Here is a 13,523-nt window from a genome sequence, read left to right on the forward strand (position 1 = left end):
CAGCGGCAGGGGGCCCGTGGCGATGGTGGTGCAGGACAGACGGACCGGCGGAGCCGTCGCAGCCGCCACGGCGGCGGGACTGGCACTGGGAGCGGGCCTGCTGACCTCGGGGTGTACGACGGATGGCGCGGCGGCCGACGACGCCCCCGCGGGGCCGCCCGCCTCGGTGACGCTCCGGCAGGCCGCCGACGCGCTCGTGCGCGAGGCCACGTCACAGGTCCGTACGACGCTGGAGACCACCAGCGGCGGCACCCGCGTCGCCATCAGCGGCAGCGGCCACTACGACTACCGTCGCGGTACGGGCCGGCTGCGCCTGGTGCTGCCGGAGCCGGCCGGCCCGGACGGCCGGGTGCGCAAGCCGATCACGGAGATCTTCGCGCCAGGCGCGCTCTACATGAAGAACCGCGGCGCGGGCGTGCCGGCCGACAAGTGGGTGCGGGTGGACACCACGGCGCTGTCCGACGGCAATCTCGTCACGGGGGGCGCCACCGACCCGCTGGCGGCGGCCGAGCTGCTGCGCGGCACCCGCCGGGCGGCGTACGCGGGCGAGGAGCGGCTGCGGGGCGTGCGGGTGCGGCACTACCGGGGCACGGCCGACATCGGGGTGGCCGCCGACGCCGCCTCGAAGGGCGTGCGGCCCTCGCTGGCCGCGGCGGAGAAGGGTTTCACCACCGACGCCGTGCCCTTCGACGCCTACCTCGACGAGTCCGGCCGGCTCCGGAAGGTGCAGTACCGGTTCTCCTTCGCCAACGGCTCGCCGCGCGGCACGGAGGTGACGTCCACGGTCGGCTACGGCGGGTTCGGGACCGGGGAGCCGGTGGAGCTGCCGGACCGCGGGGACATCTTCACCGGCCGGATCGCGGCCCCGGGCAGCGGCTGACGACGCGGAGGGCCGGTACGGAGAGCCGTTGCCCAGGGCCGGTGCGGGCGGGTCGGCAAGCGGAGCCGGTATGGGGCCCGTACGGAGGGCCCGGACCGGCACGTGCCGACCGGTCTTGCCGGGCGGCGTAAATGGTCCATCCGTGCCATGCGCGGGGCGTGTGCCCGTCCCTACTCTTGGTGTAACCGCCAGAAGAGTGGCATGGGCCTCGAAGGAGGAGGTGTTGTACGTGGCGCCGCACCGCAGTCAGATGGCTCAGGACCACGTGGCCCTCGTCGAGATCGACCTGGCTGGTGAGTTGATGATCGCGGCGGCGACGTCCCCCGAGGACCGCCTCAGTCCGGACCGGATCGACGAAGTCCTGGACGTCGACGCGGACCGTGGTGGCAGAGGGACTGCGGCGGAAGCGGGGCCGGGCTCCGCAGCCGCCGAGCGGCCGTAGGGAACGGTCGTTTTCGGCCGTGGCCCGGGCGTGGGATTCCTCACGCCGGATCACTCACCCGCACGACCGGGAATCGGGGCCCGGACCCTGCCCCGCCCTCCGGCTGCCGGATGCAGGCCCTCAGGTCCGCAGCATGCGCTCGATGGCCTTGGTCGCTTCCCTGACCTTCTCGTCGATGGCCTCGGGCCCCTTCACGGCCGCGTCGGCGACGCAGTGCCGCAGGTGTTCCTCGAGAAGCTGCAGGCCAAAGCTCTGCAGGCCCTTGGTGCTGGCCGAGACCTGGGTGAGTATGTCGATGCAGTAGACGTCCTCCTCCAGCATCCGCTGGAGGCCCCTGATCTGCCCCTCGATGCGGCGCAGCCGCTTGATGTGGGCGTCCTTCTGCTGTGCGTACCCGTGAATGCCCAGGTCGTGGTTGGTCACGGCGTCCGGGTCGCCCTGGGGCACGCCCTGCGGCTCCACGCCGTGGCATGCGCCGGCGGTTGCGGTGCTGCCATTGGGCTCGGCGTCCGTGGTCGACATGGGCTTCTCCCCTGGTACGTAGCCGGTTTCATATACCCCTGGCGGGTATATGGTACAGAATTCCGCGCGCGAGAGAGATACCCCGCGCACCTCGCGGGGCAGGTACCCCGTGCAGAGCATGCTGCCCGATGGGCGACACTGAGGTAATGCCGGTTAGCAGTGGCTGGATGATGCGCCTAGCATCATCCCGACCGAATCCGATGCACCCCGAGGATTTCACGTGCGCTTTCGTCTGACCCCCAGGGAGACGAGCTTCTACGACATGTTCGCCGCGTCCGCGGACAACATCGTCACGGGCTCCAAACTCCTGATGGAACTGCTCGGGGCGGACGCCTCCGCGCGGGCAGAGATCGCCGAGAGGATGCGAGCGGCGGAGCACGCGGGGGACGACGCCACCCACGCGGTCTTCCACCAGTTGAACTCCTCGTTCATCACGCCGTTCGACCGCGAGGACATCTACAACCTCGCCTCGTCCCTCGACGACATCATGGACTTCATGGAGGAGGCCGTCGACCTGGTCGTCCTCTACAACGTCGAAGAGCTCCCCAAGGGCGTCGACCAGCAGATCGAGGTCCTGGCGCGGGCGGCCGAACTGACCGCCGAGGCCATGCCCAACCTGCGGACGATGTCGAACCTCACCGAGTACTGGATCGAGGTCAACCGCCTGGAGAACCAGGCCGACCAGATCCACCGCAAGCTGCTCGCCCACCTCTTCAACGGCAAGTACGACGCCATCGAGGTGCTCAAGCTCAAGCAGATCGTGGACATCCTCGAAGAGGCCGCCGACGCGTTCGAGCATGTGGCGAACACCGTCGAAACCATCGCGGTGAAGGAGTCCTGAGCCCCGGCCATGGACACCTTCGCGCTCGTCGTGACCATCGCGGTCGCGCTCGGATTCACGTACACCAACGGCTTTCACGACTCGGCGAACGCGATCGCGACCTCGGTCTCGACGCGTGCGCTGACGCCGCGGGCCGCGCTCGCGATGGCGGCGGTGATGAACCTCGCCGGCGCCTTCCTGGGCAGCGGGGTCGCCAAGACCGTCAGTGAGGGCCTGATCGAGACGCCCAGCGGCAAGCAGGGGATGATGATCCTCTTCTCCGCGCTGGTGGGCGCCATCGCGTGGAACATGGTCACGTGGTACTTCGGTCTGCCCTCGTCCTCCTCCCACGCGCTGTTCGGCGGCATGGTGGGCGCGGCACTGGCCGGGTCCTCGGTCGTCTACTGGTCGGGCGTCTGGGAGAAGATCGTCCTGCCGATGTTCCTGTCGCCGGTGGTCGGCCTGATCGTCGGCTACTTCGTCATGGTCGCCATCCTGTGGATGTTCAAGGGCACCAATCCGCACAAGGCCAAGCGCGGCTTCCGTATCGCGCAGACGGTCTCGGCGGCGGGCATGGCGCTCGGCCATGGTCTGCAGGACGCCCAGAAGACGATGGGCGTCGTGGTGATGGCGCTGGTCATCGGCGGTGTCGAGGGCCACGGCGACCCGATCCCGATCTGGGTGAAGATCGCCTGTGCCGCCATGCTGTCGCTCGGTACGTACGCGGGCGGCTGGCGCATCATGCGGACGCTCGGCCGCAAGATCATTGAGCTGGACCCGCCGCAGGGGTTCGCGGCCGAGGCGACCGGTGCGTCGATCATGTTCAGCACCGCGTTCCTCTTCCACGCGCCGATCTCCACCACGCATGTGATCACCTCGGCGATCATGGGCGTGGGCGCCACGAAGCGGGTGAGCGCGGTGCGGTGGGGCGTCGCGAAGAACATCATCCTTGGCTGGTTCATCACGATGCCGGCTGCCGCGGCGGTGGCCGCCGCGGCGTATTGGGTCGTGAACCTGGCGTTCGGCTGAGTTTCGGCTGCGGGCCGGTGCGCGCGGGGCTCCGCCCCGGGCCCCGGTCCTCAAACTCCCCCAGCTACCGCTGGGAGGTGCCCCCAGACGGGCTCGATTTTTGCTGGGCGCCGTTCGTGGAGGACAGGAAAGAGGGCCCGCCCCCGGTAGCTGGGGGCGGGCCCTTCGTCCTTGCGGTGGCACCGCCATGCAGCACCGCAGGACGTACGGGAGGTCGGTCGGCCGTCGCCGTACGGCGACTCAGCCGAAGCGGCCGGAGATGTAGTCCTCCGTGTCCTGGACCGACGGGTTGGAGAAGATGCGCTCGGTCTCGTCGATCTCGACGAGCTTGCCGGGCTGGCCGACGGCCGCCAGGTTGAAGAACGCCGTACGGTCCGAGACGCGCGCGGCCTGCTGCATGTTGTGCGTGACGATCACGATCGTGAAGCGCTCCTTCAGGTCCCCGATCAGGTCCTCGATGGCGAGGGTGGAGATCGGGTCGAGCGCGGAGCAGGGCTCGTCCATGAGCAGGACCTGCGGCTCGACCGCGATGGCGCGGGCGATGCACAGGCGCTGCTGCTGGCCGCCGGAGAGGCCGGAGCCGGGCTTGTTCAGCCGGTCCTTGACCTCGTTCCAGAGGTTGGCGCCCTTGAGGGACTTCTCGACGATGTCGTTCAGCTCGGACTTCTTCTTCACCGTGCCGTTCAGCCGCAGGCCGGCCGCCACGTTGTCGAAGATCGACATGGTGGGGAAGGGGTTGGGGCGCTGGAAGACCATGCCGACGGTGCGGCGGACGGCGACCGGGTCGACGCCCGAGCCGTAGAGGTTCTCGTCGTCCAGCATCACCTTGCCCTCGACGCGGCCACCGGGGGTGACCTCGTGCATGCGGTTCAGGGTCCGCAGGAAGGTGGACTTGCCGCAGCCGGAGGGGCCGATGAAGGCCGTCACCGAGCGGGGCTCGACGGTCATGGAGATGTCGTCGATGGCCTTGTGGCTGCCGTAGAAGGCGGAGAGGCCGCTGACGTCGATTCGCTTGGCCATGGGAATCACTGCTTCTTTCTGGTGGCCCCGATTCGGCGGAGCCGCATCATCGGGTGCCTTAACGGCCGGTCTTGGGGGCCTTCCAGCGGGCGATGCCGCGGGCCACCAGGTTGAGGATCATGACGAAGGCGATCAGGACCAGGGCCGCGGCCCAGGCGCGGTCGTAGCTGGCGTCGGAGCCCTGCTGCCACTGCTGGTACACGTACAGCGGCAGGGACTGCTGAGCGCCTTCGAAGGGGTTGTTGTTGATCGTCTTGGCGCCCCACACCAGGAGCAGCACCGGGGCCGTCTCGCCGGTGATCCGGGCGATGGCCAGCATGACGCCGGTGGTGATGCCGCCGATGGAGGTGGGCAGGACGACCTTGAGGATGGTGCGCCACTTCGGTACGCCGAGGGCGAGGGAGGCCTCGCGCAGCTCGTTCGGCACCAGCTTGAGCATCTCCTCGGTGGAGCGGACCACGACCGGCATCATCAGGATGGCCAGTGCCATGGCGCCGGCGAAGCCGGAGGGGCCGAAGCCGAGGATCAGGATCCACACCGAGAGGATGAAGAGGCCGGCGACGATCGAGGGGACGCCCGTCATGACGTCGACGAAGAAGGTGACGGCCTTGGCGAGCTTGCCGCGTCCGTACTCGACGAGGTAGATCGCGGTCAGCAGGCCGATCGGCGCGGCGATCAGGGTGGCCAGGCCGACCTGCTCCAGGGTGCCGATGATCGCGTGGTAGATGCCGCCGCCGGCCATCTGGTCCGGCAGGGTGCCCATGGAGTGGGAGAGGAAGTACCCGTCCAGGACCTTCTGGCCGCGGACGATGGTCTCCCAGATGAGCGAGGCGAGCGGGAGGACGGCGAGCAGGAAGGCGACCCAGACCAGGCTGGTGGCCAGCCGGTCCTTGGCCTGCCGGATGCCCTCGACGGCCGTGGCGACCGCGAAGGTGCCGGCGACGAAGAGGACCGCGGCGATCAGGCCCCACTGGATCTTGCTGTCCAGACCGGCGCCCAGGCCGATGCCGCAGCCCACGGCGAGCGCGGCGAGGGCGAAGAGCGGCGGGGTCCAGCGCGGCAGCCGGGCCTGCTTGAGGGTGACGGGGGGCAGCGGCGCGCTGTCCGCGACGGGGCGCTGCTCGGTGATGACGTTGCTCATGCGTTGGCCCCCGAGTACTCCTTGCGGCGGGCGATGATCAGCCGGGCCGCGCCGTTGACCAGCAGGGTGATGACGAAGAGGACGAGGCCGGAGGCGATCAGCGCGTCCTGGCCGAAGGTGTCCGCCTCACTGAACTTGCTGGCGATGTTCTGGGCGAAGGTGCCGCCGCCCGGGTCCAGCAGGCTGAGGCCGATGAGGAAGCTGGGGGAGAGGACGGTGGCGACGGCCATGGTCTCGCCGAGCGCGCGGCCCAGGCCCAGCATGGAGGCGCTGATGATGCCGGAGCGGCCGAAGGGCAGCACCGCCATGCGGATGACCTCCCAGCGCGTGGCGCCGAGGGCGAGCGCGGCCTCCTCGTGCATCTTCGGGGCCTGGAGGAAGACCTCGCGGCTGACGCTGGTGACGATCGGCAGGATCATGATCGCCAGCAGGATGCCGACGGTGAACAGCGAGCGCGCTGCGCCCTGGGAGTAGCTGAAGATCCCGGTCCAGCCGAGGTAGGTGTCCAGCCAGCTGTACAGGCCGCTCAGGTGCGGGACGAGGAAGAGCGCGCCCCAGAGGCCGTAGATGATGCTGGGGACCGCGGCGAGCAGGTCGATGACGTAACCCAGCGGCGAGGCCAGCCTGCGCGGCGCGTAGTGCGAGATGAAGAGCGCGATGCCGACCGCGACGGGGACCGCGATGACCATCGCGATGACCGAGCTGACGACGGTGCCGAAGGCGAGGACGGCGATGCCGAACTTGGGCTCGGCGCCGGTGGGGTCCCACTCGAAGGTGGTGAAGAAGTTGGCCTTGTCGCCCTGGATGGCGAGGACCGAGCGGTAGGTGAGGAAGGCCGCGATGGCGGCCATGATCACCAGAAGCGTGATGCCGGAGCCGCGGGAGAGTCCGAGGAAGACTCGGTCACCGGGGCGTACGGACTTGCCGCTGACCTCGGAGGTCTCGGCGGGTGCTGCGGGGGGTGGGTTCTGGGGTATCGCAGAGGTATCCATGGGGTTCTCCGGTCTGCGGAGCCCGGGAGGCTCCAGGCGGCGGTGCACCGGACGGGCGGCGGCCCGCGCATGTCGCGCCGGCCGCCGCCCGGTGGGTCAGGAGAGCGACGAGACGGCCTTGCGGACCTTGTCGGCGATCTCGGTCGGCAGCGGCGCGTAGCCCTGCTCCTTGAGCGTGGCCTGGCCGTCCTTGCTGGCCAGGTAGGTCAGGAAGGACTTGGTGGCGGGCAGCGTCGAGGCCTTGTTGCCCTTGTCGCAGGCGATCTCGTACGTCACCAGCGTGATCGGGTAGGCGCCCTCGGCCTTGCTCTTGTAGTTCAGCTCCAGGGCGAGGTCCTCGCCCTTGCCGACCTGCTTGGCCTCGGAGATGGCCTTGGAGGCGTTCTCCACGGTGGCGTCGACGGGCTTCTGGGCGCCGGTGTTCAGCTTGACCGTGTCGATCTTGCCGGCCGTCGCGTAGGACAGCTCGAAGTAGGAGATCGCGCCGGCGGTCTGCTTGACCTGCGAGGAGACGCCGGAGGAGCCGGAGGCCGCCTGGCCGCCCTTGCCCTCCCAGGTCTTCGCGGGCTCGTGCGGCCACGCCTGGGGCGCCGCGCCCTTGAGGTACTTGGTGAAGTTGTCGGTGGTGCCGGAGTCGTCCGAGCGGTGGAACGCCTGGATCTTCAGGTCCGGCAGCTTGGCGCCCGGGTTCAGCTTCTTGATCGCCGGGTCGTTCCAGTTGGTGATCTTCGAGTCGAAGATCTTGCCGAGGGTCTCGGCGTCCAGCACGAGGTTGTCCACGCCGGGGACGTTGTAGCCGACCGCGATCGGGCCGCCGACCATCGGCAGGTTGATCGCCTGGCCGCCCTTGCAGATCTTCTTGGACTTCTCTACCTCTTCGGGCTTGAGCGCCGAGTCGGAGCCCGCGAAGGCGGTCTGGCCCTGCAGGAAGGTGGTGATGCCGGCACCGGAGCCCGTGGGCTGGTAGTTGATCTCGGTGTCCTTGCAGGCGCCGGAGTAGTTCTGCACCCAGACGTCCATGGCGTTCTTCTGCGCCGAGGAGCCGGAGGCGAGGAGCTTGCCCTTGCCGTCGCACTTGATGTTCGCGGACTTGGCGGACGAGGCGCCGGGGCCGCCCGTGGTGTCGTCCGAGCCGCACGCCGAGAGGGCCAGGGCTCCGGAGACGGCGAGAGCGCCAACGGCGAGGGCGCGAACCCGGTTCTTGCGCTGAAGCTTCACTGTCGAGAGTTCCTTCCTGGGGCCCGCCGTGGTCAGTGGCGTGCTGGGCCGTGAAATGAATCAGATTGCGAGGTGTCCAGCTATCCGGTGCCGCGGCTGCCACAGGGCGTGCCACGCACTCGGTAAGGCCGAAATTAGGCACATCAGGTGAAGGCGCCGATGGGCGAGAGTGAACGAGGGGTGAACCTCGGCCGTCGGATGGGTGCGGCCGGTATTGCCCGGTCCGCACCGGAGCGGACGGTGATCTCCCGGAAGAAGTGCTGCGCTGCTCTTCTGTATTACCGGCCGGTATGCCAGTATCCGCGCCTGAGGTCCGCTGCGGGCGGGGCACGAGCGCCCCGGACGACGCGTACGGCGAGTGACCGGAGGTGGCCCGTGAGGAGCCCGGTGGAACGGCGGAACGTGGGACGCGGCGCGGTGGTGGCCTGCGCGGCCGCGGTGCTGTGCGCGACGGGCGGACTGGCACTGCCGGCCCCGGCGTACGCCGACCCGGCCCCCGCGGGCGGGCGCGACCTGGAAGCGGTACGCAAGAAGATCGACGACCTCTACCGCCGCGCCGAGCGGGCCACGGACGCGTACAACGCCGCCGAGGAGCGGGTGAAGCGCCAGCAGAAGGAGATCGTGAAGCTGGCGAAGAACATCGTCAGCACCCAGGAGGAGCGCAAGGAGCTCAAGCGGCGGGCCGGCTCGCTGGCCAGCGCCCAGTACCGCGGCGGCGGGCTGCCCGCCGAGGCGCAGCTGATGCTGAACAAGGACCCGGAGGGATTCCTCGACAACGCCACGCTCGCGCGCAAGGGCCAGCACGCCGTCCGCACCGTGCTCGGACAGCTGGCCCGTACCGAGAGTGACCTGCAGGACTACGCGAAGGACGCCACCGACCGCTGGGACCGGCTGGAGAAGGAACGCAAGAAGAAGGCCGCGGCGAAGAAGGACATCGAGAAGAAGATCGACGCCGCCGAACGGATCGAGTCACGCCTGAAGGCCGAGGAAAAGGCACGGCTGAAGAAACTGGAGGAGGACCGGGCCCAGCGGGAACAGGCGAAATGGCTGGACTCCGGAATTCTCCAGGAGATCGGCGGCACCGCGTCCGCGCAGGGAAAGAAGGCCATTTCCTATGCCACCGCACAGATCGGCAAGGATTACGTGTGGGGTGCCGAGGGACCGGACACCTTCGACTGCTCCGGACTCACCATGCGGGCCTGGCAGGCGGCCGGCCGCACCATCCCGCGCACCTCGCAGGAACAGTGGAAACAGCTGCCGCACATCGACGTCGAGGACATGCGCCCCGGCGACCTGATCATCTATCACGAGGACGCCAGCCACGTGGGGATGTACCTCGGCGACGGCGCGATCGTGCACGCCCCGCGCCCCGGCCGCCAGGTGACCATCGCCGGGGCCGGTTCCATGCGGATCCTGGGCGTCGTACGGCCGGACGCCGGGCGCTGAGTCGACGCGCCGTATCGCGCCGGATGCGCGCCGTGCCCGCGCGGCCGTGCGGCATCCGGCCGGGAACGCCCCCGTCACCGTCCCGTCGCCCAGCGTGCGCCCGGGGTGATGTTCGTCATTCCGCATTTCTCCCGGGGACGGCCAAAACGCTTCCTCACTTCGGCATATGACGAGTGCGACGCCCCGTCCGCCATTCCGTACGGGCCCGTACTGCCGCTAAGGTCGCTTCCCGGTGCCCGGTGGCGCACCGCTCGGACGACCACGAGCGGCGCGGAACCGGGCACGGTGGTGCGCCGGTCGGCCACCGCCGCCGCACCCTCGGGGGGAGGGAAGGAAACAGAGGACATGTCCGTACCCGGTCCGCGTGAGCGCACGGCCGTGCTGCCGCCGGCGGCAGGCCCGGCCAGTGGCGCGCCCGAGTCCGTGCGCCCGGCGCAGGGGGACGCCGCGCGCCCGCAGGACGGCACGCGCCCGGGAGACCCGGACCCCGCAGCGCCTGCCCCGGATCCGGCGGACGCGCTCCGCCCGGCCGCCCCGGGCACCGGCAGCCACGGGCTGACCCTGCTGGTGATCGGCGAGGACCCCACCAGCTCCGTACCGGAGATGTCCGACGGCCAGGGCCACAAGGTCCGGGTCCGCACCGCACGCAACCTCACCGAGGCCCAGCGGCTGCTCACCGACGACGTGCACTGCGTCCTGCTCGACCTGGCCGCCATGCCGGGGCAGGAGACGCGGGAGGCCGGGGACCGGGAGAGCCGCCCCGAGGCCGACGACGCCGGGGCGCCGGACGAGCTGGAGCCGCTGCGCGCGGTCCTGCGGCTCGCCCCGCGCCACGCCGTGCTCGCGCTGACCGCCGAGGCGGACGCGGAACGCGGTGCGGAGGCGGTACGCGTCGGGGCCCAGGACTACCTCTCGCGCGAGCAGCTGGACGGCGCGGTGCTCAGCCGGGTCGTGCGCTACGCCGTGGAGCGCAAGCGCGCCGACCTCGCGCAGCGCCAGCTCACCGAGTCCCGGCTGCGGGCCCAGGAGAACGCCAGGCTGGAGCGCGGGCTGCTGCCCACGCCGCTGCTGGACGGCTCCGACCTGCGGTTCGCCGCCCGGTACCGGCCGGGGCGCAGCCGGGCCCTGCTCGGCGGAGACTTCTACGACACGGTCCGCACGCCGGACGGCACGGTTCACGCCATGATCGGCGACGTCTGCGGCCACGGCCCCGACGAGGCGGCCCTCGGCGTCGAACTCCGCATCGCCTGGCGCGCGTTGACCTTCGCCGGCCTGTGCGGCGACGAACTGCTCTCCACGCTGCAGCGGGTGCTGGACAACGAGCGGGACAACGACGAGATCTTCGCGACGCTGTGCACCGTGGACATCGCGCCGGACGGGCGGCACGCGGGGGTCTGCCTGGCGGGCCATCCGGCGCCGCTGCTGGCCCGGGCCGGCCGCCCGCCGCGGCTGCTGCCGTTCGAGAGCGGCGGCCCCGCGCTCGGCCTGCTGCCGCGCGCCCGCTGGCCGCGCCACCAGGTGACGCTGGGCGGCGCCTGGAGCCTGCTGATGTACACCGACGGCCTGATCGAGGGCCGGGTCGGGGACGGCAACCAGCGCCTCGGCCAGGACGGCATGGTCGACCTGGTGGCCGCCAAGATGGCCGCGGGCCTGCGCGGCGAGGAGCTGCTGGACGCCGCCGTGACCGAGGTGCGGGACCTCAACGGCGGCGAGCTGACCGACGACCTCGCGGTCCTGCTGCTGGATCGCGGCGGCGAGCGGAGCTGAGGGTCAGCGGCCGCCGTTCCACGGGCCGTACGGGCCGTCGGAGCTGGAGCCGCCGCGGCGCCACTTCTTGCCGCCGCCGGACACCCGCTTGAGCGCGGGCCGCACGTCGACCATGTACACGATCGTCGCGATCAGCCCGATGATCGGCAGGAACGCCATGACCCCGAACAGCACGTTCACCAGGGTCGCGAGACCCAGGATGATCAGCCAGAACGGCTTGGACTGCTTGTCGGCGGCGCGGTACGCGTCCTCGCGGCGGAGGGCGGAGTCGACGAAGGCGAAGCCGCTGAACACCAGCATGGCCAGCGAAAGCAGCCACAGCAGATTGTTGAACCCCTGGATCAGCACGCCGTTCCACCACCCGTTGACTGTCGGACTGTCCCCGTCACCGTACCGGTAGAACGGGCCGGGCACGTCGTACGTGCCCGGCCCGCTCCCTGGTGCCCGTCGCTCACTTCGACGGCGGCGTGGTCTTCTTCGCCGTCGTCGTCTTCCGCGCCGCGGGCGCCGGCGCGGTCTTCTTCGCGGCCGGAGCCGACGCCGGCTTGGACTCGGTACCGGCCTTGGCGGCGGCCGGCTTGGTCTCGGCGGCCTTGGCCGGCTCGCTCTTCACCGCGCCGGCCTTCGGCTCCTCCTTGGCCTCGGGCTCCGGCTCGATCGCGACGGCCAGCTCCTCGACCTCGTCGGCGACCTCGCCGCGCCAGGTCTGCACGGCACGCTGGCCGCGCTCGGCCAGCTCCTTGTAGGTGTCGCCCGCCTTCACGGCGTACTCGGCGGCCTGGCCCACGCCGCGGAGCGCGAGGTCCTGGGCCTGCTCACGGATCTTCTTCAGGTCGGTGTCCAGCGAGCCGAGCAGCTCGTAGAACTTGTCCTGCGCCTCCTTGGCCTGCTTGGACACGCGGTCCTGCACGGCCTTGGCGTCGGTGGTGCGCACCTCCTCGAAGCGCTTGGGCGCCTCGGTACGGATCCGCTCCACCAGCGCCGGCACCTCCTTGAGCTTCTCGCTCGCGAGGTCGGCGGTGCCGGCCAGGGCGTACAGGGGGGTGGGGTCGGTCACCCTCTTGACGATGTCGTCGGTGATGGCCATGCCGTTCTTCCTCCTGGGATCGAATTGCTCAGGTGGCGTGCGGGTCGCCGTCGGCCCCACGGGTGTCCTTCTTGCTCTCGCCCGTACCGTCCTGCCGCCGCTCGTCGCCGTCGCCGTCCTCGCCGTCCGGCGCGGTCCGGTCGAGGTCCAGACCCTCGGCGCGGGCGATGTCCGAGCTGTAGCCGTTCTCCTTGCGGAACGACTCGTAGATCTGCAGCAGGACCTGCTTCTGCTTCTCGTTCAGTGCCGGGTCGGTCAGGATCGCGCTGTGCACTTCCAGCCCGTCCGGCTCCCGCCGTTCGTCGAGGATCCCCGCCTGGACGTACAGGGTCTCGGCCGAGATCCGCAGGGCCTTGGCCAGCTGCTGCAGGATCTCCGCGCTGGGCTTGCGCAGACCGCGTTCGATCTGGCTGAGGTACGGGTTGGACACCCCGGCGGCATCGGCGAGCTGCCGGAGGCTCAGCTGCGCGTTGCGCCGCTGCTCCCGCAGGAACTCCCCGAGATTGCCGACGTTGAGTGATGCCATGCACCCGATCCTGCCCCCGATTGCTAACTTTTGCAAGCACGCTGCTAGCAAAAGTGTTTCGTGTCGCGTGGGCCCTCTTCCGGGCGGCCGTACGGGGCCGTCGTGGGATCCTGGTCGGGTGATGCTGTCGGACCTGGTCCAGCTGCGGCGGGCCCGTGACCTGATGGACCGCGACTACGCGGAGCCGCTCGACGTCCCCGCGCTGGCCCGCGCCGCCCACATGTCGCCCGGCCACTTCTCCCGCAGCTTCCGCGCCGCCTTCGGCGAGACCCCGTACAGCTACCTGATGACCCGCCGCATCGAGCGCGCCAAGGCGCTGCTCCGGCGAGGCGACCTCTCGGTGACCGAGGTCTGCTTCGCCGTCGGATGTACGTCGCTGGGGTCCTTCAGCTCCCGGTTCACCGAGCTGGTGGGCGAGAGCCCGAGCGCGTACCGGGCCCGTCGGCACGAGGCGGGCGAGACCATCCCGGCCTGCGTCGCCAAGATCTTCACGCGCCCGGTCAGGACGGGCGGACCGGCGGAGAACGGGGGGCCTTCCGGCAGTGCCGAACCCGCCGCGGAAACGGAATCCCCGGCACCGGCGCAACCGGTCAGGAATGGAGAAGCGAAGCACACGGCACGCCCGTAGCGTGA

At 70.3% G+C, this 13,523-nt stretch carries 15 protein-coding genes; 7 read left to right on the top strand and 8 right to left on the bottom strand.

Translation table 11 applies throughout. The annotated features are described in order from the left end of the window. Positions 1-22: 22 nt before the first annotated feature. Positions 23-880 (top strand): hypothetical protein, encoded by an 858-nt coding sequence (locus tag C3486_RS09665; protein WP_103832200.1) that lies wholly within the window; start codon positions 23-25, stop codon positions 878-880. Positions 881-1,130: 250 nt separating this feature from the next. Next, positions 1,131-1,322 (top strand): hypothetical protein, encoded by a 192-nt coding sequence (locus tag C3486_RS09670; RefSeq protein ID WP_103832284.1) that lies wholly within the window; start codon positions 1,131-1,133, stop codon positions 1,320-1,322. 120 nt (positions 1,323-1,442) lie between these two features. On the opposite strand, the gene C3486_RS09675 is transcribed toward C3486_RS09670, so the two are convergent. After that, the gene (locus C3486_RS09675; RefSeq protein ID WP_103832201.1) at positions 1,443-1,844 is read right to left on the bottom strand and encodes a metal-sensitive transcriptional regulator; all 402 of its coding nucleotides are present in this window, start codon (positions 1,842-1,844) and stop codon (positions 1,443-1,445) included. Between the two features lie 220 nt (positions 1,845-2,064). On the opposite strand from C3486_RS09675, the gene C3486_RS09680 reads away from it, so the two are divergent. Then, positions 2,065-2,685: a DUF47 domain-containing protein gene (locus C3486_RS09680; protein ID WP_030267458.1), complete on the top strand. Its 621-nt coding sequence runs from the start codon at positions 2,065-2,067 to the stop codon at positions 2,683-2,685. A 9-nt stretch (positions 2,686-2,694) separates the two neighbouring features. Next, positions 2,695-3,693: an inorganic phosphate transporter gene (locus C3486_RS09685; RefSeq protein WP_103832202.1), complete on the top strand. Its 999-nt coding sequence runs from the start codon at positions 2,695-2,697 to the stop codon at positions 3,691-3,693. 240 nt (positions 3,694-3,933) lie between these two features. Here the strand turns inward: C3486_RS09685 and pstB are convergent, their stop codons facing one another. The 4 genes from pstB to pstS form a co-directional block, all read right to left on the bottom strand. Then, complete coding sequence (pstB, locus tag C3486_RS09690) at positions 3,934-4,713, bottom strand: phosphate ABC transporter ATP-binding protein PstB (protein WP_103832203.1); 780 nt, start codon at positions 4,711-4,713, stop codon at positions 3,934-3,936. 58 nt (positions 4,714-4,771) lie between these two features. Continuing rightward, the gene (pstA, locus tag C3486_RS09695) at positions 4,772-5,854 is read right to left on the bottom strand and encodes a phosphate ABC transporter permease PstA (protein ID WP_103832204.1); all 1,083 of its coding nucleotides are present in this window, start codon (positions 5,852-5,854) and stop codon (positions 4,772-4,774) included. Next, positions 5,851-6,846 (bottom strand): phosphate ABC transporter permease subunit PstC, encoded by a 996-nt coding sequence (gene pstC, locus C3486_RS09700; RefSeq protein ID WP_103832205.1) that lies wholly within the window; start codon positions 6,844-6,846, stop codon positions 5,851-5,853. The genes pstA and pstC overlap by 4 nt, the downstream gene beginning before the upstream one ends. A 96-nt stretch (positions 6,847-6,942) precedes the next feature. After that, the gene (gene pstS / locus C3486_RS09705) at positions 6,943-8,064 is read right to left on the bottom strand and encodes a phosphate ABC transporter substrate-binding protein PstS (protein ID WP_103832206.1); all 1,122 of its coding nucleotides are present in this window, start codon (positions 8,062-8,064) and stop codon (positions 6,943-6,945) included. 387 nt (positions 8,065-8,451) lie between these two features. Here pstS and C3486_RS09710 point away from each other — a divergent pair, with 387 nt between their 5' ends. Further along, positions 8,452-9,510, top strand: a complete 1,059-nt coding sequence (locus tag C3486_RS09710; protein WP_258052690.1) for a C40 family peptidase — start codon at positions 8,452-8,454, stop codon at positions 9,508-9,510. A 345-nt stretch (positions 9,511-9,855) separates the two neighbouring features. Continuing rightward, positions 9,856-11,277, top strand: a complete 1,422-nt coding sequence (locus C3486_RS09715; protein WP_103832208.1) for a PP2C family protein-serine/threonine phosphatase — start codon at positions 9,856-9,858, stop codon at positions 11,275-11,277. Between the two features lie 3 nt (positions 11,278-11,280). Here C3486_RS09715 and C3486_RS09720 read toward each other — a convergent pair whose 3' ends face one another. The 3 genes from C3486_RS09720 to C3486_RS09730 all read right to left on the bottom strand — a co-directional run bounded on the left by C3486_RS09720 (position 11,281) and on the right by C3486_RS09730 (position 12,890). Then, positions 11,281-11,625: a DUF2516 family protein gene (locus tag C3486_RS09720; RefSeq protein ID WP_103832285.1), complete on the bottom strand. Its 345-nt coding sequence runs from the start codon at positions 11,623-11,625 to the stop codon at positions 11,281-11,283. Positions 11,626-11,728: 103 nt separating this feature from the next. Continuing rightward, positions 11,729-12,364 (bottom strand): hypothetical protein, encoded by a 636-nt coding sequence (locus C3486_RS09725; protein WP_103832209.1) that lies wholly within the window; start codon positions 12,362-12,364, stop codon positions 11,729-11,731. A gap of 28 nt (positions 12,365-12,392) precedes the next feature. Beyond that, complete coding sequence (locus C3486_RS09730; protein ID WP_103832210.1) at positions 12,393-12,890, bottom strand: helix-turn-helix domain-containing protein; 498 nt, start codon at positions 12,888-12,890, stop codon at positions 12,393-12,395. A gap of 121 nt (positions 12,891-13,011) precedes the next feature. On the opposite strand from C3486_RS09730, the gene C3486_RS09735 reads away from it, so the two are divergent. Then, entirely contained in the window at positions 13,012-13,518 is a 507-nt protein-coding gene (locus C3486_RS09735; protein ID WP_103832286.1) for a helix-turn-helix transcriptional regulator, read from the top strand. Positions 13,519-13,523: the final 5 nt, after the last annotated feature.

The organism is Streptomyces sp. Ru73, from assembly GCF_002920575.1.
GTDB lineage: Bacteria > Actinomycetota > Actinomycetes > Streptomycetales > Streptomycetaceae > Streptomyces.

Bases quoted from the DNA above. Each gene is read 5' to 3' on its own strand.
- C3486_RS09665 (WP_103832200.1), top strand. From the start codon at position 23: ATGGTGGTGCAGGACAGACGGACCGGCGGAGCCGTCGCAGCCGCCACG.
- C3486_RS09670 (WP_103832284.1), top strand. From the start codon at position 1,131: ATGGCTCAGGACCACGTGGCCCTCGTCGAGATCGACCTGGCTGGTGAG.
- C3486_RS09675 (WP_103832201.1), bottom strand. From the start codon at position 1,844: ATGTCGACCACGGACGCCGAGCCCAATGGCAGCACCGCAACCGCCGGC.
- C3486_RS09685 (WP_103832202.1), top strand. From the start codon at position 2,695: ATGGACACCTTCGCGCTCGTCGTGACCATCGCGGTCGCGCTCGGATTC.
- pstB (WP_103832203.1), bottom strand. From the start codon at position 4,713: ATGGCCAAGCGAATCGACGTCAGCGGCCTCTCCGCCTTCTACGGCAGC.
- pstA (WP_103832204.1), bottom strand. From the start codon at position 5,854: ATGAGCAACGTCATCACCGAGCAGCGCCCCGTCGCGGACAGCGCGCCG.
- pstC (WP_103832205.1), bottom strand. From the start codon at position 6,846: ATGGATACCTCTGCGATACCCCAGAACCCACCCCCCGCAGCACCCGCC.
- C3486_RS09715 (WP_103832208.1), top strand. From the start codon at position 9,856: ATGTCCGTACCCGGTCCGCGTGAGCGCACGGCCGTGCTGCCGCCGGCG.
- C3486_RS09725 (WP_103832209.1), bottom strand. From the start codon at position 12,364: ATGGCCATCACCGACGACATCGTCAAGAGGGTGACCGACCCCACCCCC.
- C3486_RS09730 (WP_103832210.1), bottom strand. From the start codon at position 12,890: ATGGCATCACTCAACGTCGGCAATCTCGGGGAGTTCCTGCGGGAGCAG.
- C3486_RS09735 (WP_103832286.1), top strand. From the start codon at position 13,012: ATGCTGTCGGACCTGGTCCAGCTGCGGCGGGCCCGTGACCTGATGGAC.